The sequence below is a fragment of the Polaribacter sp. Q13 genome (assembly GCF_016858305.2).
GTDB lineage: Bacteria > Bacteroidota > Bacteroidia > Flavobacteriales > Flavobacteriaceae > Polaribacter.
The window spans coordinates 109,908-129,462 of sequence record NZ_CP074436.1 but is presented as its reverse complement, the minus strand read 5'-3'; the positions used below and the strand labels follow the sequence as shown (position 1 = coordinate 129,462).

The window sequence follows — 19,555 nt, the reverse complement described above, 5'->3', positions numbered from 1 at the left end:
TAAATACTCTAAATTAGTTAAGTTTTTAAAAGAGTAATGTTTCTAATGTAAATAAGAAAAATACCCAATACATAAACCCAATTTGTAATTAAAACTTATTCAATTCTTCTAAAAATTCTTTTAAAACTCTTTTTTATCAACTGTTGTTCACTTTTATAAGTGGATATTCTAGAGTCATTTTCATAACTATTTGTATCAAAATTAAAGTTTTCATCATCATAAACCACACTTTTACATCTCATTTCTATTAAAACATTGTTATTTTTAATGTCAAAAATTTTAACAAAAACCACAGAACCTCCTAAAACATTAGATCTGTATTTTAAAGAATCATATTGCGGATCATTTGATTTATTTATTAAATCCGGAGTCAGTATTTTAGATAAGATTATATAATCTAAATCAGTTGTTTTTTGCAAAAGTTCAATATTTTCTTTTGTGAGTTCGTATTCTATCGTAAAAGGAATAATTATTTTATCATCAGAGGTTTTATAACTTTCTTTTGTAAACACATTATTCCCTAATTTCTTGGAGACAAAATTTACTAATTGCTCATTATAATCATCACCAATAAATGCATTAACGCTCAGTTGAGTTGTATTTAATAAATAGCGAGCACTTTTATGATGGTCTAATTGTGTATTAAACCATAAATTATTAAAAGTAAAATTTGCTGATTTACGCTGAAATACTTTTGGAAAAATAATAGCACAGCTTGAAAACATTAAAAGACTTAATATTAGTAAGGTTTTTTTCAAAATATTTTTTTTTATTTTAAACAATTCAAAAACTATTGCAATTTATACTATTTTAAATAGAAGAAATATAAAAATAAATACCAATTTTTATTTGCCATAAATATTAGAGTTAGTACTTTTGCGCAAACCTAAGAATACCATGAGTAATACTAAATACGTTTTTGTAACAGGAGGCGTAACATCATCGCTTGGAAAAGGAATTATTGCTGCATCATTAGCAAAATTACTACAGCAAAGAGGCTTTTCTGTAACTATCCAAAAACTAGACCCTTATATTAATATAGACCCAGGAACTTTAAATCCGTACGAACATGGAGAATGTTATGTTACAGATGATGGAGCTGAAACAGACTTAGATCTAGGTCATTATGAGCGTTTTTTAAACATTCCTACCAGTCAATCTAATAACGTAACTACAGGTAAAATTTATCAATCTGTAATTAATAAAGAACGTAGAGGTGATTTTTTAGGAAAAACGGTACAGGTTATACCACATATTACCGATGAAATTAAACGCAGAATCCAAATTTTAGGGGAAACTGGTGATTATGACATTGTAATTACAGAAATTGGTGGAACAGTTGGTGATATTGAATCTTTACCTTATGTAGAGTCGGTAAGACAAATGCTTTGGGAAAAAGGAGAGGAAAATGCTATTGTTATACATTTAACATTGGTCCCTTATTTAGCTGCTGCTGGTGAGTTAAAAACAAAACCTACGCAACACTCTGTAAAAATGTTAATGCAAAGTGGTGTAAGTCCAGATATTTTAGTGTGTAGAACAGAACATGAAATTTCTGACGACATTAAACGTAAACTAGCATTGTTTTGTAATGTTAAGCAAGATGACGTTATTCAGTCTATTGACGCAGAAACTATTTATGACGTACCTAATTTAATGTTAGAACAAGGTTTAGATACCGTTGTTTTAAATAAATTAAAGCTTTCTTCTAAAGGAGAACCAGAATTAAAAGTTTGGAACGAGTTTTTAACCAAACATAAAAACCCAAAACACGAAGTAGAAATTGCCTTAATTGGTAAATATATTGAGTTGCAAGATTCTTATAAATCTATTACAGAAGCTTTTATTCATGCAGGTTCTACGCATGAAACAAAAGTAAAAGTACGTTGGGTACATTCTGAAAATTTAACACCTAAAAATGCTGAGAAAAAACTAAAAGGTGTAAATGGTATTTTAGTAGCTCCTGGTTTTGGTGATAGAGGTATTGAAGGTAAAATTAGAGCAGTAAGATATGCAAGAGAAAATAATATTCCTTTCTTCGGAATTTGTTTAGGAATGCAAATGGCAGTGATTGAATTTGCTAGAAATGTATTAGGTATAGAGAATGCTAGTTCTACAGAAATGAATAAAAGCACCAAAGAACCTATTATTAATTTAATGGAAAGCCAAAAAGGGGTTACCGAAAAAGGAGGTACCATGCGTTTGGGGGCTTGGGATTGTGAATTGAAAAAAGATTCTAAAATATTTAAAGCCTATAAAACTGAATTGATAAGCGAACGTCACAGACACCGTTTTGAGTTTAACAATGCTTATTTAGAACAAGTTGAAGCTGGCGGAATGAAAGCAACAGGGTTTAACCCAAAAACAGGGTTGGTAGAAGTTGTAGAAATACCTTCGCATCCTTGGTTTGTTGGTGTTCAATATCACCCAGAATATAAAAGTACCGTTTTAAAACCGCATCCTTTATTTGTAGATTTTATTAAAGCAGCTTTAAAACAGTCTAAGATTTAAAATTCTAACTTTTAAATTAACACATAGCATCATAGGATATTTAACCTATGCTTCTATGTGTTAAAAAAATATAATCTTACTATTTAAAAAGAGAACATCATATTTGTAAAAAAAAGGAATACTATTTGAACTATTAGTAGGTATAACATTTAAAGTAGCAAAAACGATATAAAGCTTCTTTTTCACTACATTTGTCGCGTTTTAATCAAAAGATATTTTTGATTAAATGACAAATTGACATTTTAAAATAACACATGGAACAAAAAAAATTCGATATCAATTCTTTTATTGGAATGGTACTATTAGGAGGTATTTTATTATACTGGATTAACACTAACAAACCAGATGAAACAATTGATACTCCTACGAATACAGAGCAAGTTGTAGAAACTACAAACAATACAACTAATACTTTAACAGAAAACACACCTGTTTTTGAAAATGACTCTTTAAAACAAGTTGCTTTTACAGATAAGTTAGGCGCATTTGCACAAAGTGCGATTAATGGAAAAGAAGGAACTTCTGTTCTAGAAAACGAATTGGTTAAATTAATTATTAGTAACAAAGGAGGACAAATTATAGAGGCTGAAATTAAGAATTATAAAACCTATGATTCCTTGCCTTTATACATGATAAAGAATAAGAACGCCTCTTTTAATATTAATTTTGGAACTACAGATAGTAGAATTTTAAATACTAAAGATTTATTCTTTGAGCCAACCATTACTAAAAATGGAGAAAACACTGTTGTTTCTATGAAGCTAAAAGTGTCTAACACTCAATTTCTTGAATATAGATATGAAATAAAACCAAAAAATTACATGGTTAATTTTGTGGTTCGTTCTCAAGGTTTAAACTCGGTTATTAACTCTTCTAACCCAATTAATTTAAATTGGTCTTTAGATGGTTACAGACATGAACAAAGTTTATACACAGAAAACACCATGTATTCTCATCTTTATTATAAAACAGAAGATGAAGTAGATCATTTAAACGCTGGCAAATCTGAAGTTATTAACGATGTTGACTGGGTTTCTTACAAACAACATTTTTTTATGTCTAATTTATTAACGGATACCCCTTTTAATAATGCAACTATAACTTCTACTGAATTAGTTAAAAATGAGGAAATTGATAGTATTTTTACAAAACGTTATGAGTTAAAGACACCTTTAGAATTAACGAACGGAGAATTAAATTATAATATGAAATGGTTTTACGGCCCTAGTGATTATAATTTATTAAAAACTTTTAAAGGTACAGATTTAGATCAAACAGCAGATTTAGGATGGGGAATTTTTGGCTTCTTAAACAGAAACGTATTCTACCCTGTTTTTAATTTCTTAAAAGGATTTTTATCTAACTATGGATTAATTATTATTTTAATGACCGTTGTTGTTAGAATTATCATGTCTCCATTAGTATATAAGTCTTATTTATCAAGTGCAAAAATGAAGGTGATTAGACCAGAATTAACAGCCTTAAATGATAAATATCCAGGTAAAGAAAACGCAATGAAGCGTCAGCAAGAAACCATGGCTATTCAGCGAAAAGCTGGTGTTAGTATGTTATCTGGTTGTATACCCGCACTATTACAAATGCCTGTATTCTTTGCATTGTTTAAATTTTTTCCAACAAACTTAGCTTTAAGACAACAAAGCTTTTTATGGGCACCAGATTTATCTTCTTACGATATTATCTATAACTTACCTTTTAAGATTCCTGTTTACGGAAATCACGTAAGTTTATTTCCTATACTAGCTTCTGTTGCAATTTTCTTTTACATGAAAATGAACCAAAGTCAGCAAGCAAACATGCAAGCACCTACGCAAGAAGGAATGCCAGACATGGGGAAAATGATGAAGTATATGATTTACTTCTCTCCTATTATGATGTTAGTTTTCTTTAACCGTTATGCAAGTGGATTAAGTTTATACTACTTTGTTTCTAACCTGTTAACGATTACTATTATGTTAGTAATTAAACACTACGTAATTGATGAAGCTAAAATTCATGCTCAGATAGAGGAAAACAAAAAGAAACCGGAAAAAAAGAAAAGTAAATTCCGTCAAAAAATAGATTCTGCTATGAAACAAGCGCAAGATCAACAAGCTGCACAACAGAAAAAAGGAAAAAAATAAGCAGGTACCAACACTTGCTTCAGTTTATAAAAAAACCCAAAACTTAATTGTTTTGGGTTTTTATTGTTTTAAAAAAAGAAAATTTCATGTTATTTCTTTGATTCGAAAAAATAAAAACGACTACTTCCACTTAACTTTAATAAATAATATTTCTTTAAATTAAAAATAACAACCTCACAAAAAAACATTTATACACCAAAAAATTAGCAAACCTACGGAAACCCGTAAGTTTAATTAGAAAAATGAAAGTAACTTTAAAAATTAAAATTGCAAGTTAAACCTTAAGTTAATTTATCTAAAATATTAAACTTATATAGGAAATAAAACACATTAAATTATGTCTGAATAAGCCGAAAAAGGACTTAAAAAAGGAGTAGGTAAAATTTTATAACATTTATCAAATGAAAAAAACTTTTATTATAATAGCTATTACTGCAGCATTAACATCTTGCAAAACAACAAGCTTATATAGTGGCGGTTATGAACAACAAAATCAAACTCAAACAATTTTATCAAGTTCAAATTTTAATGTTTTAGGTAGTTTTACTGGTACTGCTACAGAAAAAATATTGACGGGAAACATAACTAATAAAGAAGGAATTATATCTAGAGCTAAAGCTAAAATGCTAGAAGAAGCAAAAGCTGCTGGTGTAGAATTAATTGGTAGTAGAGCTCTTGTAAATGTATCTGTTGATTTAATTGAAACTAAAAAAAGAATTTCAGCAACTATGACTGCAGAAATAATTGAATTTAAATAAAACAGTATTTCAGTTTTTTTTTAAGGACTACTTGTATTATGAGTGGTCCTTAAAAACTAATTTTAATTTTTGCTAAAAAAGGATCATTATAAATTCCTAACATCCAATTTTATTGATTCTCCGTAATCATTTAAAATTACTTGTAATAATATATTGGCTAAAACCAAAAAAGTCTTTAAAAAAGGGGATTCATTCAGTTTTTTTTTATAATCAGAAAGGCATTTAATATTACTAAAAGCAAGTAAACAGGTCTAGCCCTGATTGAAGTGACATCCTTTTTGTTTTTCACAAAAAGATATAACGGAAAGCAGGAAATAGCTACAAAAAAAAGAAGTTATCTAAAAAAAGATTGACAAAAAATGTCTTTTTAAATAACCTCTTTACTCCTTCATAAACAGATTGCTTCGTAAATTAACAATAACAAAAAGAGTCTAATCTTCCGTTTCTGTTTCTACTTCTGTATCAGTATCTTCTTTACGTTCTTTAAATTTACGAGTTCCTTCGTACAAATCGTACTTCACAAACTTACAGTTTAAATCTCCGTTTTTAAGGGCTATTCTTTTAGAAGTTCTTAGTCCTACACATTTTAAAGCGTCTGTATCCGATGTAATTAACCAAGCTGTAGAGCCAGGGTAATTGTTTTTAAGCGTATCTCCTATTTTCTTATAAAATTCTTCGGTATCTATATTTAAACGCTCGCCATATGGCGGATTGAATAATATGGTAGTGTTACCAAAAACTTCTTTTTTAGAATTAAAAAAGTTAACGTGATGCACACCAATAAACTCATCTAAATTAGCATTTTCTACATTTGCCTGTGCTTTTTGTACTGCAGATGGTGCTTTATCAAATCCCATAATTTTAAAATGAGAAGAACGGATTTTCTTTAATAATGATTCTTGAATGGTAAAATACAAGTCTTCATCATAATCTTTCCAATTCTCAAAAGCGAATAATTTTCTGTTGATGTTTGCCGGAATATGATTAGCAATCATGGCAGCTTCAATTAAAATGGTACCAGAACCACACATTGGGTCTATAAAGTTTTCTTCGCCAGTATAACCAGATAATAAAACCATACCAGCAGCCAAAACTTCGTTTATAGGTGCAATATTAGTAGCGGTTCTATAACCTCTTTTATGTAAAGAATCTCCCGATGAATCTAAAGAAACGGTTAACCACTCTTTATGTATGTGAATATGTACTTTTAAATCTGGGTAATCTAAATCTACATTGGGTCTTTTACTATATTTATGTCTAAAATAATCTGCAATAGCATCTTTAGATTTTAAAGAAATATAATGTGAGTTTGACGTAAAATTCTTAGAATTTACTACGGCTCCGATAGCAAAAGTACCTTCAGTTTCTAAATAGTTTTCCCATTTAATTTTCTGAATTGCCTCATACAAATCTTCTTCATCGTAAATCTTACAAACTTTTATCGGTTTTAAAATTCTTACAGCCGTTCTTAATGCAATATTTGCTTTGTACATAAAACCGGTGTCTCCTCTAAAAGAAACCATTCTAATACCTTCTTTAACATCTTGTGCTCCTAGTTCTTTCAACTCTTTTGCCAACACACCTTCTAAACCGAAAAGTGTTGTTGCCGTCATTTTAAAATCTTTGTTCATACCCATAAAATTGACTGCAAAAATACTATTTATAAATAGGATTTATACTAATTAAGAAATTCATTTTACAGAACGTAAGTTTTGGTTACTTTTACAGACTCTTAGTAAGCAAAACAAACCAATACTTATAAACACAATTATAAGATAATATAAAAAAAGGTATTGCAAAATTACACAGACAAATGAAACAGAAAGATTGGTTTACAGATTGGTTTAACACCCCTTATTATCACACATTATACAAAGAAAGAAACGATGATGAGGCTCAATTGTTTATGAAAAATATTACCTCTTTTTTAAACTTGCCAAAAACAACGCATATTTTAGATTTACCTTGCGGTAAAGGGCGTCATTCTGTATTTTTGAATTCTTTGGGCTATACAGTTACTGGGGGTGATTTGGCAGAAAATAGTATAAATTCTGCTAAAAAATTCGAAAATGATACGTTAAAATTTAATGTGCATGACATGCGCAAACCTTTTCATCATACCTACGATGCTGTTTTTAATCTGTTTACAAGTTTTGGCTATTTTGATGATGATAAGGAAGATATTTTAATTCTAGAAAACATTAAAAAAGGTTTAAATAAAAATGGTTTTTTTGTATTTGATTTTTTAAATGCAGAAAAAGTAAAACTAAATTTAGTAACTAATGAAACAAAGATTGTAGATAATATTACTTTTAAAATTAAAAGAGAGATTAAAGATGGATTTATCTTAAAGCATATTTCTTTTTTTGCTGATGGTGAAGAGCATTCTTACACAGAACAAGTAAAATATTTAGATCTTGCTAAAATGACTACCTTCTTTAATAAAGTTGGTTTTACTATTACATCCGTTTTTGGAGATTACAATTTAAATACATTTAAAGGAAACACTTCCGATCGATTAATTATTATTGCAAAATGAGTTACATCTTATTAATAGTAGCTGTTTTTATTGGTTCTATCTTAGTTTTTATTATAAAACCAAGTAAAAAAATTGTGCGCTTATTATTAGCTTTTAGTGGCGCCTATTTATTAGCTGTTACTATTTTACATTTATTACCAGAAGTTTATTCTGAAACTACAGAATATAAAAAAATAGGTATTTTTATTTTAGTTGGAATTATTATTCAGTCTGTTTTAGAATCTTTTTCTAAGGGAGCAGAACATGGTCATATTCATATTCATTCTGATAACAAAGAATTCCCAACCTTGTTATTTGTTAGTTTATGCATCCATTCTTTTTCTGAAGGCTTACCTATTCATCATAGCGGTGATAACTTATTATGGGCTATTGTGGTTCATAAAATACCTATTGCCATTGTATTAACTACTTTTTTAATTCAGACGAAATATTCTAAAAAAATAACCTATCTTTTTTTAATTGTTTTTGCTTTAATGAGTCCTTTAGGGCTACTTTTAGGAGATAAAATTACTTTTTTTACAACGTATGCTACAGAAATAACGGCCTTAATTATTGGGGTGTTTTTACATATTTCTACCATCATCCTTTTTGAAGGCTCTGAAAACCATAAATTTAACTTACAGAAATTTATAGCTATCGTTTTAGGTGTTTTACTTACCGTTTTTACGTTGTAATGATATTGATTAAAACTGTAGAAATTATTGTACATTTAAAAGTAAGGTATTGTACACAAACTAATGAAAACCAAATTACATATATTTAAAGTTGTAGCTAAACATTTAAGTTTTACAAAAGCTGCTGAGCAATTATATCTTTCTCAGCCTGCCATATCTAAGTCCATTAAAAATTTAGAGCAAGAGTTTAAAACCACCTTATTTATAAGAAAAAGAAACTCGATTGAATTGACAACTGAAGGAAAATCTTTTCTTATTTATACGAATAAAATATTAGCCATTTATGCAGAAATGGACGAAAAATTTCTTCATAAAAAAGATGATTTACCAAATTTTATCAACTTTGGTGTAAGCACCACCTTGTCTAACTACATTATTCCTAAAGTAATAGCCAAATTTAGAACGCAATTTCCTCAAACAAAATTTAACATCATAAGCAATAATTCTGAAAATATTGAAGCCTTAATTTTAAATGAAGAAATAGATTTTGGAATTACAGAAGGAAGTATATCAAACCCTAAATTACATTTTGAGAAATTTATTAAAGACGAAATTGTACTTGTAACAAATGCAAATAATAATACTTTTCAAAAAAGGAATATTGATATAGAAACGCTGCAAAAAATCCCCATGATTGAAAGAGAAAAGGGTTCTGGAACAAAAGTAATTATAGATAGCTTCCTTTTAAATCATAAAATTAAAAAACTTAATTCTGTTGTGTCTTTTAATAGTACGGAAGCCATTAAAAATTATTTATACAATTCAGACCATTACGCCCTACTCTCTATCCATTCTATTTCTGACGATTTGATGAGTAATAAACTGAAAATAATAGACATTAAAGATTTAAGTATTGAAAGGTGGTTCTATTTTGTAAATAGAACTGGATACCTTTCTAATACTTTTGATTATTTTAAAAAATTTACCCGAAACAGCTATAACTTTTAGTTATCTCATATAGCTAATTAATTTGCTTTAAAGTAATTAATACCTGCTACTTTTGTATCAAATAATACACAATGATATGAAAGATTTTATCTCAAAAACAGTTTACTTTCTTCTAGTACTAATTACCCTTTTAGGTTTTGTAAACAGCCCAACAGCATTAATAATTGGTTTTGTATATACCATAATTTTCAATAATCCATTCCAGACATATAGCCACAAAGCTATTCATTATTTACTAAAAATTTCTGTTGTGGGATTGGGCTTCGGAATGTTTATAAAAGAAACTTTAGCTACAAGTAAAGCAGGGTTTGGGCTAACTATTTATTCTATTCTATTAACGGTGACCATTGGTTTATTGTTAACGAGGATTTTAAAAATAGATTTAAAGTTAGGACATCTTATTACCTCTGGAACTGCAATTTGTGGAGGGAGTGCAATTGCTGCTATTTCATCTGTTATTAAAGCAAAAAGTAAAAATATAAGTATTGCTTTAGGAATTGTATTTTTATTAAACTCTATTGCATTGTTTGTATTTCCTGCAGTTGGGCATTTTCTAAACTTAACACAAGAGCAATTTGGTTTGTGGTGTGCAATTGCAATACACGATACAAGTTCTGTTGTTGGAGCTGCTTTAGAGTACGGAGAAGAAGCTTTGCGCATAGCGACTACCGTAAAACTATCTAGAACACTGTGGATTATTCCTTTATCAATTTTTTCAATGTTTCTTTTTAAAACAAAAGGAGAAAAAATTAAAATACCCTATTTTATTCTTCTATTTATTGTAGCTATTATGATAAATAGTTACCACCTTTTACCTGAACCAACTACTAAATTTATTGTTTTAATATCAAAACGATTGTTATTACTAACTTTATTTCTTGTAGGCTCTAGTATTTCTATAAAAGACTTAAAATCTACAGGAATAAAACCAATAATACTGGCACTTACACTGTGGATCTTTATTTCAATATTTTCGTTAGTCTATATATTAAATTAAGATATTTCATAAACACTTAAATAAATTTCAAAAAAAAACTAAGATAAATTTATCTTAGTTTTTTGATTATAATAATTTAGTATAGCCATTAATTAGCCACTTCATTTATAAATTTAATTCGCATTAAGCGCAACTCATCTTCATCATAATCTCCATCAAATTCATCTAGAGCTTCTTGTATGTTATCTGTTTCTGCGTCCATAAAATAATCATGAATTTCTTCTTGCTGATCTTCATCTAACAAATCGTCTAAAGCATAATCTATATTTAATTTGGTTCCAGAAAAAATAATAACTTCCATCTCTTTTATCAACTCACTCATTTCAAGTCCTTTTGATTTAGAGATATCTTCTAAAGGTAATTTTTTATCGGTATTCTGAATAATAAAAAGCTTTAATCCAGAGTTTGTACCGGTACTTTTTACAATTAAATCATCTGGTCTTAGAATATCATTTTCTTCTACATAAGTAGCTATTAGTTTCACAAAATCTTTACCAAATTTTCTTGCCTTCCCTTCACCTACTCCATGAACTGTCGAAAGTTCTGCTAAAGTAATTGGATATTTCAATGCCATATCATCTAATGATGGATCTTGAAAAACAGCAAATGGAGGTACTCCTTGTTTCGAAGCTACCCTTTTACGTAAATCTTTTAATAATTTTACCAACTTATCATCTGCAACACCCCCAGAAGATTTAGCATTTGTTATGATCGTATTATCATTTTCTTCATTATAAGAATGATCTTCCGTCATCATAAAAGAAGTAGGTTTCTTTATAAATTCCGCTCCTTTTTCTGTCAATTTAACAACGCCATATTGCTCTATCTCTTTCTTTATATAATTTACCACCAAAACCTGTCTAATTAAAGCCATCCAATAAAGAGGAGATTTATCTTTTCCGCTTCCAAAAAAGGGTTGTAAATGTGTTTTATGTGATGTTAATAGGGCATTTTCTTTTCCTACAATCGTATTTACAATTTCCTTAGATTTATACTTTTGTAAGGTATTTTTTATAACTTTTAATAAAAGTTGTACATCTTCTTTGGCTTCGTGTTTTTTCTTAGGATTTCTAGAGTTATCATCCATATCTGCTCCATCACCTTTTTCAGCATCAAACTCTTCTCCAAAATAATGCAGTAAATATTTACGTCTATTCATAGACGTTTCTGCATAACCAACCACTTCTTGTAATAATGCATGCCCAATTTCTTGTTCTGCAATTGGCTTACTCGCCATAAATTTTTCTAACTTTTCTATATCTTTATATGCATAGAAAGCCAAACAATATCCTTCTCCATCATCACGCCCTGCACGTCCGGTTTCTTGATAATAACTTTCTAAACTTTTAGGTATATCATGATGTATCACAAAACGAACATCTGGTTTGTCAATTCCCATTCCAAAAGCAATCGTAGCAACTACTACATCACAGTCTTCCATTAGAAACATATCCTGATGCTTCACTCTAGTTTTTGCATCTAAACCTGCATGATACGGAACAGCTTTAATACCGTTTACTTGCAAGATCTGAGCAACTTCTTCAACTTTTTTCCTGCTTAAGCAGTAAATAATTCCAGATTTACCCATTCTTTGTTTCACAAAACGAATAATATCTTTTTCTACTTCTTTTGTTTTAGGTCTTACCTCATAAAATAAATTAGGTCTATTAAAAGACGCTTTAAACCTATTTGCATCCGGAATTCCTAAAGTTTTTAAAATATCTTCTTGTACTTTTTCTGTTGCTGTTGCTGTTAAACAAATAACAGGCACATTATCTATGGCTTTAATAATGTGTTTTAAATTTCTGTATTCAGGTCTAAAATCGTGTCCCCACTCAGAAATACAATGCGCTTCATCAATAGCTACAAAAGAAATTTTTTGCGTTCTTAAAAAAGTAACATATTCTTCTTTTATTAAAGATTCTGGTGCTACATACAATAATTTTGTAATTCCATTAGCAATATCTTCTTTAACTTGAGCTACTTCTGTTTTATTCAAAGATGAATTTAAAACATGCGCCACACCATTATGTTCAGAAATCCCCCTAATTGCATCTACTTGATTTTTCATTAAAGCAATTAATGGAGAAACTACAATAGCAGTTCCTTCTGCCATTAAAGCAGGTAGCTGATAACAAAGTGATTTCCCTCCACCTGTTGGCATTATTACAAAAGTGTTATTATTTTCAACAATACTTTTAATCACTTGCTCTTGGAGACCTTTAAATTTATTAAATCCAAAGAACTTTTTTAGAGGGGTATATAAATCCATTTATATTAAATATTCGTTTAACTTTTAAAACAATTCACAAACATACTATTATATTTGCTCTAACTATTATTTATAGTAAATTTGCTTGTTTCTTAATCTAAAGATATAACTTTTTTTTATTCTGATAAAACACCAAACATTTGAAAAAGACAAACACAATTATAAATACTGCCAAAGAAACTATTTTAACAGAGAGTAATGCTATTGCTAATTTAGCAAATTTAATTGACGCTGACTTTGAAGAAGCCGTTAAATTTATTTTAAATTCGAATGGAAGGGTAATTGTAACCGGAATTGGTAAAAGTGCAAACATTGCTACCAAAATAGTTGCTACCTTAAACTCTACTGGTACGCCGGCAATTTTTATGCATGCTGCAGATGCCATTCATGGAGATTTAGGAAACGTACAAAAAGACGATGTTGTTATTTGTCTTTCTAAAAGTGGAAATACTCCAGAAATTAAGGTTCTAGTTCCTTTCATAAAAAATTATGGAAACAAAATAGTAGCTATTACAGGTAATGTAGATTCCTATTTAGGAGAACATGCAGATTTTACCTTAAATGCTTATGTAGAAAAAGAAGCCTGTCCTAATAACTTAGCACCAACAACTAGTACAACTGCTCAATTAGTTTTGGGTGATGCATTGGCTGTTTGTTTATTAAATTTGCGTGGTTTTACCAGTAAAGATTTTGCTAAATATCATCCAGGAGGCGCTTTAGGTAAGCGTTTATATTTAAGAGTTTCTGATTTAGTTGAAAACAATGAAGTACCTAAAGTAAATGAAACAGATACCATTGTAAAGGTAATAGTTGAAATTTCTGAAAAAAGATTAGGAGTTACAGCTGTGATGAATAATGACAAGTTAGTTGGAATTATTACAGATGGTGATATTAGAAGAATGCTTTCTAAGACCACCGAAATTTCTAAAATTACAGCAAAAGATATTATGGGTAAAAACCCTAAAACCATAGATAAAGACGCCATGGCAATTGACGCTCTAAATACTATGGAAAAAAACAGTATTACCCAAATGTTAGTTGTTGATGATAAAAACAAATATGTTGGAGTTGTACATTTACATGATTTAATTAAAGAAGGGATTTTCTAATGGCAGAAAAACAAAAAGAAATGTCCTTTTTAGGTCATTTAGAAGAATTAAGATGGCACTTGGTAAGAAGTGCTGCCGCAATATTTATTATTGCTATTGTATTATTTGTGTTTCAAAAAGAAGTCTATGAAAACTTTTTATTAGCCCACAGAAAACCAGATTTTATAACCTATCGACTATTTTGTGACTTTTTCACCTATTTTGGTTTTGATAGTAGCTTTTGTAATGTTGAATTTAATGACCACCTTATTAGTTTAAAGCCAACCCAACAGTTAATGAACTCTATTTGGTCTTCATTTATATTGGGTATTATTTTGTCTTTTCCATATCTTTTATGGGAAATTTGGCGATTTGTATCTCCTGGTTTAACTAAAAATGAAGTAAATAAATCTAGAGGATTTATTTTTGCAGCTTCTTTTCTTTTTTTCTGTGGTATTGCTTTTAGCTTTTATGTTATTGCGCCAATTTCTATACACTTTTTGTATAACTATCAAATTACAGATTTAATTCAGAATAACTTTACACTAGACTCACATATCGGACTTGTTACCAATATGTTACTTGGAGTATCCATTTTATTTGAGTTACCTGTATTAATTTACTTTTTAACAAAAATTGGCTTGGTAACGCCAGAGTTTTTAAAGAAATATAGAAAACATGCTTTGGTGGTTGTATTAATTTTAGCAGCAATTATTACACCTCCAGATGTTGCTAGTCAAGTAATCGTATCGATTCCTATTCTTATTTTATATGAAGTGAGTATTAGAGTTTCAAAAATTGTAATAAAAAAACAGCAAAAAGATGCACGATAAAGTAAAAGAGTTTAATGATTATCGTCAGAAAATGAACGATAAAATTCTAGAATCTGATAATAAAGTAATTAAAAGAATATATAATTTAGACACAAATACTTTTAAAGAAGGGCATTTACCCGTTAAAACAAAAGAACTTTTAGGCTTAGTGGCTTCTGCTGTTTTACGATGTGATGATTGTGTACAATATCATTTAGAAGCTGCCATGAAAAACGGAGTTACTAAAGAAGAAATGATGGAAACCATGTCTATTGCTACGTTAGTTGGTGGTACCATAGTAATTCCGCATTTAAGAAGAGCCGTTGAGTATTGGGAAATGCTAGAAAATAAGTAAGCAGTTTTCAGTTGCAGTAATCAATAAAAAAAATGAATGTTATGAATCTATTAAGATTTTAAAAAACATAATTTATTACTTTTACACAAACCAATCAATTACACGTTTCAACAATTAAACAATTACACATATTTATAAAATATGATTTTAAGAGCAGAAAATATAGAAAAAATCTACGGAAGTAGAAAAGTTGTAACCGGAATTTCTTTAGAAGTTCAGCAAGGTGAAATTATCGGACTTTTAGGGCCTAATGGAGCTGGAAAAACAACTTCTTTCTATATGATTGTTGGAATGATAAAACCAAATTCGGGTAAAATCTTCTTAAATGATGAAGAAATTACAGAAGACGCCATGTATAAACGTGCCCAAAAAGGGATTGGATATCTTGCACAAGAAGCTTCTGTTTTTAGAAAATTATCTGTAGAAGATAATATAATGTCTGTTTTACAATTTACAGATTTAACTAAAAAACAACAAAAAGATAAGTTAGAATCACTTATTGAAGAGTTTAATATTGGCCATGTTCGTAAAAACAGGGGAGATTTATTATCCGGAGGAGAAAGACGTAGAACAGAAATTGCGCGTTGTTTAGCTTCTGACCCCAATTTTATTTTACTAGATGAACCTTTTGCGGGTGTAGACCCCATTGCTGTTGAAGATATACAAAGTATTGTTGCGCATTTAAAAGACAGAAATATCGGTATTTTAATTACAGATCATGATGTACAAGCAACATTAGCTATTACAGATAAAACCTATTTAATGTACCAAGGAAGCATTTTAAAAAGCGGAACTCCGGAAGAATTAGCTGCAGACGAAATGGTTAGAAAAGTATATTTGGGTAAAGACTTCGAATTGAAAAAGAAGAAGATTTTTTAACAAGAAAATAAACAACTTACACTCCTTTTAATATTAGTTAAAAACAAGGGCTACTGCCATAAGGATTTGAATTATGATCAATTGTAAAGTTAAATTCCTTTTTATCTTTTCCTCTAATATATTTTACGTAATCCCAAATTCCTGAATGGGTAAGTTTATATGCTCCGTTTACTTTACCATTATATATTTCATCATAATAATTAATTATAGTTGGATGCGCACCTCCTTCAATAAATTCTTCCTTAGAATGTTTAAGAATTAAAGGTTCTTTTTGTCCTTCATATTTTAATTTGACCGTTTCCTTATTTTTACTAAAACCTATCCAAATTCTTTTAGATTTATCATCATTAAAAGTGTAACAGATATAATGATCTATTTTGAAAACCGAATCAATAGCAACCTTTTTATCTATAGAATCAGCAGGTTTGTAATCCTTTAAAATTTGCTTCTCAAGTTTTGGTTCTTTAGTATTCGAAGTTTTTGCATCCTTTTCTTTACAGGAAATGAAGAGTATTAAAGTTGTAAGAATAATAGTAAAGATTGTTCTTTTAATCATTTATTTTTAATATTTATATCTCATAAAAGTGCTAGAGAAAAGAAATGTTTTACGTTAATAACTATATATTTACTTCTAAATTAACTCCTTTTTTCTATAATTACTCACTACAGATAAAACAACGTAGAATATTATTATCAAAGGAATCGAAATATACTGTAAGAAGATAATCATCAATAAAGATACTACTAAAAACAAATACTTTACCAAATTATTCTTGATAGAGTATTCCTTAAACTTTAAAGAAAACAAAGGCAATTCTGCATTCATTAAATAAGTTAACAATACTGTAATAGCTATTAAAAAGTAATTATTTCCTATTAAATTTTGAGCTACTTCAATTGTTGAATATTCTTGAATTAAAGGTAAAGAAATGATAAACAAACTCATTGCAGGAGTAGGCAAACCAATAAAAGAATCCGATTGTCTTGTGTCAATATTAAATTTCGCCAATCTATAACAAGCTCCTAAAGTTAGTATTAATCCCAAATAAGGCAGGTAGTTATGTTCGTTAAAATCATGTAAGCCAGAAGAATTTTCAATTAATAATTTATACACAATAATTCCGGGTACAACTCCACTTGTTACCATGTCTGCCAAAGAATCTAGTTGTTTTCCTAACTCCCCAGAAACGTGTAATAACCGAGCTGCAAATCCATCAAAAAAATCAAATAATATTCCCAAAAGCACAAATAAACCTGCCAAGACAAAATCTCCTTCAACCGCAAAAATTGTTGCAATTGTTCCACAAAAAAGGTTACCAAGTGTTAATAAATTAGGAATGTGTTTTTTGAAATTCATTTTAAAGTTTGATTTATAGGCTAAAATAAGAAATCATATTTGGTCGATTTCATTATTCTATATTTTTTTTAAGATATTTGTAATAATTATAAAATTATGCCCGTATTTACATCCGACTTCGCTCCTCCTTTCCCTTTTAAAAGTGGTCATTTTAACACTATTTACAGATCTGTTTTCACAAAAGAATCTTGTAACTATGAAAGGAAAAGGATTTCTACTTGGGACCATGATTTTATGGATCTAGATTTTTCTTTGGTGGGATCTAAAACCTTAGTCTTACTTATTCATGGCTTAGAAGGAAGTTCTCAATCTAAATATATCGTATCTACAACCAATCACTTAAATACAAAAGGATTAGATACCGTTTGTTTAAATTTAAGAGGTTGTTCTGGCGATGATAATTTACTTTTAAGCACTTATCACAGCGGAAAAACAGAAGATGTAGATTTTGTAGTACATCATCTTTTAGATAATTATGACTATGAGAATATCATACTCATTGGTTTTAGTTTAGGAGGTAATTTAACGCTTAAATATATAGGTGAACAGTCTGATCGTATTTCATCAAAAGTAAAAGGAGGAATTGCCGTTTCTGTTCCTATTGATATTGCTTCAGGAGAGTTTGAATTAGAAAAACTTAAAAACAAAATCTATCTACAGCGTTTTTTAAAAAGTATGAAGACTAAAATTTCAGAAAAAGCAGCAAAATTTCCTGAATTTCAATTAGATAAAGATAAATTAGCAAAAGCTACCCGATTTAAACATTTAGAAAACTTATACACCGTTCCTGTATTTGGCTTTGATAGTGCGGAAGATTATTGGGAAAAAGCGAGCGCTAAACCGCATTTATCCAAAATAAAAATACCAACATTACTTATAAACTCTAAAGACGACACCTTTTTGTCTGATACATGTTTTCCTATTGATGAAGCTCATAATTCTAAAAATTTCTTTTTAGAAACTACAAATTTTGGAGGACATTGTGGGTTTGTCTCTTCTTTTTACAACGCTAAAAACAAGTGGTTAGAGCAAAGAATAGAAAGATTTATAAGAGAAAACATTCATATTAATATCTCCTAAACAATATCTTTAAAAAACTACTGTTATTTTAGTATGTTTTTAGATATTTGTTACCAATAATTTTAAGCCTTTGAAACAAAAAATATTATTTTTTATACTGTTTACACCACTACTTTTATCTGCACAAGCATTTAGAAATTATTCCAATGAATTTTTAACTATTGGGGTTGATGCTGCTGGTTTAGCAATGAGCAAAAGTGTTGTTGCTACAACCAATGATGTAAATTCTATTTACTGGAATCCAGCAGGATTGGTTGGTATAGAAGACTATCAAGGTTCTTTAATGCACGCTTCTTATTTTGCAGGAATAGCCAATTACAATCATCTTAGTTTTGCTATGCCAATAGACAAAGAAAGTGCCGTAGGAGTTTCTATAATTCGTTTTGGTGTAGATGACATTCTAAATACTACAGAATTAATTGACAGTGATGGAAATATCGATTATAATAGAATTCAACTTTTTTCTTCGGTAGATTATGCCTTTAATTTTGCATACGCTAGAAATTTACTTTTTAAGGATGTAAAATTTGGAGTGAATGCAAAAATTGTAAGAAGAATTATTGGTGATTTTGCTTCTTCCTATGGATTTGGTTTTGATGCCGGAATACAGTTTGAACGTAATTCTTGGAAATTTGGATTGATGGCAAGAGACATTACCACCACCTTTAACAGTTGGGCCATAAATGAAGATGAATTCAATAAAATTAAGGATGCTATTCCTGGGCAAAATCAAGATTTACCAGAAACAACCGAAATTACAAAACCAAAATTACAATTAGGGGTTGCTAAAAATTGGGAAATAGGACGCATGTTTAACCTATTAACCGAAGTAAATGCCAATATGCGTTTTGCAAAAACCAATGATATTTTTTCTTCGGATGTTGTAAGTATAGACCCAGCAATGGGGTTTCAAGTAGATTATGATGCATTGGTTTATTTAAGAGCAGGAGTTGGTAATTTTCAGTACATCACAGAATTCGACAACTCAAAATCGCTTTCGATGCAACCCAATTTTGGAGTTGGTTTTAAATACAATGGCATAAAAATAGATTATGCTTTAACCAATATTGGTAGTGTTGGTAACGCCTTATATTCAAATATTTTTTCAATTACTATTGATTATAGTTTTTTTAGACCTTAATTT

Annotated in this window: 18 protein-coding genes; 13 read left to right on the top strand and 5 right to left on the bottom strand. The window is 29.3% G+C overall.

What is annotated here, in order from left to right; genetic code table 11:
• Nucleotides 1-95: 95 nt before the first annotated feature.
• Nucleotides 96-758: a hypothetical protein gene (locus JOP69_RS00605; protein ID WP_203394487.1), complete on the bottom strand. Its 663-nt coding sequence runs from the start codon at nucleotides 756-758 to the stop codon at nucleotides 96-98.
• Nucleotides 759-897: 139 nt separating this feature from the next.
• Between JOP69_RS00605 and JOP69_RS00600 the strand changes: the two genes are divergently transcribed.
• From JOP69_RS00600 to JOP69_RS00590, 3 genes are all read left to right on the top strand, one after another.
• Nucleotides 898-2,511 (top strand): CTP synthase, encoded by a 1,614-nt coding sequence (locus JOP69_RS00600; protein WP_203394488.1) that lies wholly within the window; start codon nucleotides 898-900, stop codon nucleotides 2,509-2,511.
• Nucleotides 2,512-2,765: 254 nt separating this feature from the next.
• Nucleotides 2,766-4,652 (top strand): membrane protein insertase YidC, encoded by a 1,887-nt coding sequence (gene yidC / locus JOP69_RS00595; RefSeq protein WP_203394489.1) that lies wholly within the window; start codon nucleotides 2,766-2,768, stop codon nucleotides 4,650-4,652.
• A gap of 401 nt (nucleotides 4,653-5,053) precedes the next feature.
• A complete protein-coding gene (locus JOP69_RS00590) occupies nucleotides 5,054-5,410 on the top strand; it encodes a DUF6567 family protein (RefSeq protein WP_203394490.1) in 357 nt (118 codons plus the stop codon).
• Between the two features lie 431 nt (nucleotides 5,411-5,841).
• On the opposite strand, the gene JOP69_RS00585 is transcribed toward JOP69_RS00590, so the two are convergent.
• Nucleotides 5,842-7,041: a class I SAM-dependent RNA methyltransferase gene (locus tag JOP69_RS00585; protein ID WP_203394491.1), complete on the bottom strand. Its 1,200-nt coding sequence runs from the start codon at nucleotides 7,039-7,041 to the stop codon at nucleotides 5,842-5,844.
• Between the two features lie 182 nt (nucleotides 7,042-7,223).
• Between JOP69_RS00585 and JOP69_RS00580 the strand changes: the two genes are divergently transcribed.
• The 4 genes from JOP69_RS00580 (at nucleotide 7,224) to JOP69_RS00565 (ending at nucleotide 10,568) form a co-directional block, all read left to right on the top strand.
• Nucleotides 7,224-7,949, top strand: coding sequence for a methyltransferase domain-containing protein (locus JOP69_RS00580; protein ID WP_203394492.1), 726 nt, complete (start codon nucleotides 7,224-7,226; stop codon nucleotides 7,947-7,949).
• Complete coding sequence (locus JOP69_RS00575) at nucleotides 7,946-8,623, top strand: ZIP family metal transporter (protein WP_203394493.1); 678 nt, start codon at nucleotides 7,946-7,948, stop codon at nucleotides 8,621-8,623. Before JOP69_RS00580 ends, JOP69_RS00575 begins: the two co-directional genes overlap by 4 nt.
• Nucleotides 8,624-8,686: 63 nt before the next feature.
• Nucleotides 8,687-9,571: a LysR family transcriptional regulator gene (locus JOP69_RS00570; protein WP_203394494.1), complete on the top strand. Its 885-nt coding sequence runs from the start codon at nucleotides 8,687-8,689 to the stop codon at nucleotides 9,569-9,571.
• Between the two features lie 76 nt (nucleotides 9,572-9,647).
• A complete protein-coding gene (locus JOP69_RS00565) occupies nucleotides 9,648-10,568 on the top strand; it encodes a YeiH family protein (RefSeq protein WP_203394495.1) in 921 nt (306 codons plus the stop codon).
• An 88-nt stretch (nucleotides 10,569-10,656) separates the two neighbouring features.
• Here the strand turns inward: JOP69_RS00565 and JOP69_RS00560 are convergent, their stop codons facing one another.
• The gene (locus JOP69_RS00560) at nucleotides 10,657-12,840 is read right to left on the bottom strand and encodes an ATP-dependent DNA helicase RecQ (protein WP_203394496.1); all 2,184 of its coding nucleotides are present in this window, start codon (nucleotides 12,838-12,840) and stop codon (nucleotides 10,657-10,659) included.
• Nucleotides 12,841-12,980: 140 nt separating this feature from the next.
• On the opposite strand from JOP69_RS00560, the gene JOP69_RS00555 reads away from it, so the two are divergent.
• The 4 genes from JOP69_RS00555 (at nucleotide 12,981) to lptB (ending at nucleotide 15,974) form a co-directional block, all read left to right on the top strand.
• On the top strand, nucleotides 12,981-13,949 hold the full coding sequence (locus tag JOP69_RS00555) for an SIS domain-containing protein (protein WP_203394497.1): 969 nt from the start codon (nucleotides 12,981-12,983) through the stop codon (nucleotides 13,947-13,949).
• A complete protein-coding gene (gene tatC / locus JOP69_RS00550) occupies nucleotides 13,949-14,761 on the top strand; it encodes a twin-arginine translocase subunit TatC (RefSeq protein ID WP_203394498.1) in 813 nt (270 codons plus the stop codon). Before JOP69_RS00555 ends, tatC begins: the two co-directional genes overlap by 1 nt.
• Nucleotides 14,751-15,095, top strand: a complete 345-nt coding sequence (locus JOP69_RS00545; protein WP_203394499.1) for a carboxymuconolactone decarboxylase family protein — start codon at nucleotides 14,751-14,753, stop codon at nucleotides 15,093-15,095. Before tatC ends, JOP69_RS00545 begins: the two co-directional genes overlap by 11 nt.
• Before the next feature lie 141 nt (nucleotides 15,096-15,236).
• Nucleotides 15,237-15,974, top strand: coding sequence for an LPS export ABC transporter ATP-binding protein (lptB, locus tag JOP69_RS00540; RefSeq protein ID WP_203394500.1), 738 nt, complete (start codon nucleotides 15,237-15,239; stop codon nucleotides 15,972-15,974).
• A gap of 37 nt (nucleotides 15,975-16,011) precedes the next feature.
• Here the strand turns inward: lptB and JOP69_RS00535 are convergent, their stop codons facing one another.
• Entirely contained in the window at nucleotides 16,012-16,530 is a 519-nt protein-coding gene (locus JOP69_RS00535; protein WP_203394501.1) for a hypothetical protein, read from the bottom strand.
• A 75-nt stretch (nucleotides 16,531-16,605) separates the two neighbouring features.
• Entirely contained in the window at nucleotides 16,606-17,331 is a 726-nt protein-coding gene (locus JOP69_RS00530) for a phosphatidylcholine/phosphatidylserine synthase (RefSeq protein ID WP_203394502.1), read from the bottom strand.
• Nucleotides 17,332-17,427: 96 nt separating this feature from the next.
• On the opposite strand from JOP69_RS00530, the gene JOP69_RS00525 reads away from it, so the two are divergent.
• Complete coding sequence (locus tag JOP69_RS00525; RefSeq protein ID WP_203394503.1) at nucleotides 17,428-18,411, top strand: YheT family hydrolase; 984 nt, start codon at nucleotides 17,428-17,430, stop codon at nucleotides 18,409-18,411.
• 70 nt (nucleotides 18,412-18,481) lie between these two features.
• Complete coding sequence (locus tag JOP69_RS00520; protein ID WP_203394504.1) at nucleotides 18,482-19,552, top strand: PorV/PorQ family protein; 1,071 nt, start codon at nucleotides 18,482-18,484, stop codon at nucleotides 19,550-19,552.
• Nucleotides 19,553-19,555 lie beyond the last annotated feature (3 nt).

Coding starts and splice junctions, on each gene's coding strand:
- JOP69_RS00570 (WP_203394494.1), top strand. CDS start 8,687: ATGAAAACCAAATTACATATATTTAAAGTTGTAGCTAAACATTTAAGT.
- yidC (WP_203394489.1), top strand. CDS start 2,766: ATGGAACAAAAAAAATTCGATATCAATTCTTTTATTGGAATGGTACTA.
- JOP69_RS00600 (WP_203394488.1), top strand. CDS start 898: ATGAGTAATACTAAATACGTTTTTGTAACAGGAGGCGTAACATCATCG.
- JOP69_RS00560 (WP_203394496.1), bottom strand. CDS start 12,840: ATGGATTTATATACCCCTCTAAAAAAGTTCTTTGGATTTAATAAATTT.
- JOP69_RS00575 (WP_203394493.1), top strand. CDS start 7,946: ATGAGTTACATCTTATTAATAGTAGCTGTTTTTATTGGTTCTATCTTA.
- JOP69_RS00535 (WP_203394501.1), bottom strand. CDS start 16,530: ATGATTAAAAGAACAATCTTTACTATTATTCTTACAACTTTAATACTC.
- JOP69_RS00585 (WP_203394491.1), bottom strand. CDS start 7,041: ATGAACAAAGATTTTAAAATGACGGCAACAACACTTTTCGGTTTAGAA.
- JOP69_RS00525 (WP_203394503.1), top strand. CDS start 17,428: ATGCCCGTATTTACATCCGACTTCGCTCCTCCTTTCCCTTTTAAAAGT.
- JOP69_RS00590 (WP_203394490.1), top strand. CDS start 5,054: ATGAAAAAAACTTTTATTATAATAGCTATTACTGCAGCATTAACATCT.
- JOP69_RS00580 (WP_203394492.1), top strand. CDS start 7,224: ATGAAACAGAAAGATTGGTTTACAGATTGGTTTAACACCCCTTATTAT.
- JOP69_RS00530 (WP_203394502.1), bottom strand. CDS start 17,331: ATGAATTTCAAAAAACACATTCCTAATTTATTAACACTTGGTAACCTT.
- JOP69_RS00545 (WP_203394499.1), top strand. CDS start 14,751: ATGCACGATAAAGTAAAAGAGTTTAATGATTATCGTCAGAAAATGAAC.
- lptB (WP_203394500.1), top strand. CDS start 15,237: ATGATTTTAAGAGCAGAAAATATAGAAAAAATCTACGGAAGTAGAAAA.
- JOP69_RS00565 (WP_203394495.1), top strand. CDS start 9,648: ATGAAAGATTTTATCTCAAAAACAGTTTACTTTCTTCTAGTACTAATT.
- tatC (WP_203394498.1), top strand. CDS start 13,949: ATGGCAGAAAAACAAAAAGAAATGTCCTTTTTAGGTCATTTAGAAGAA.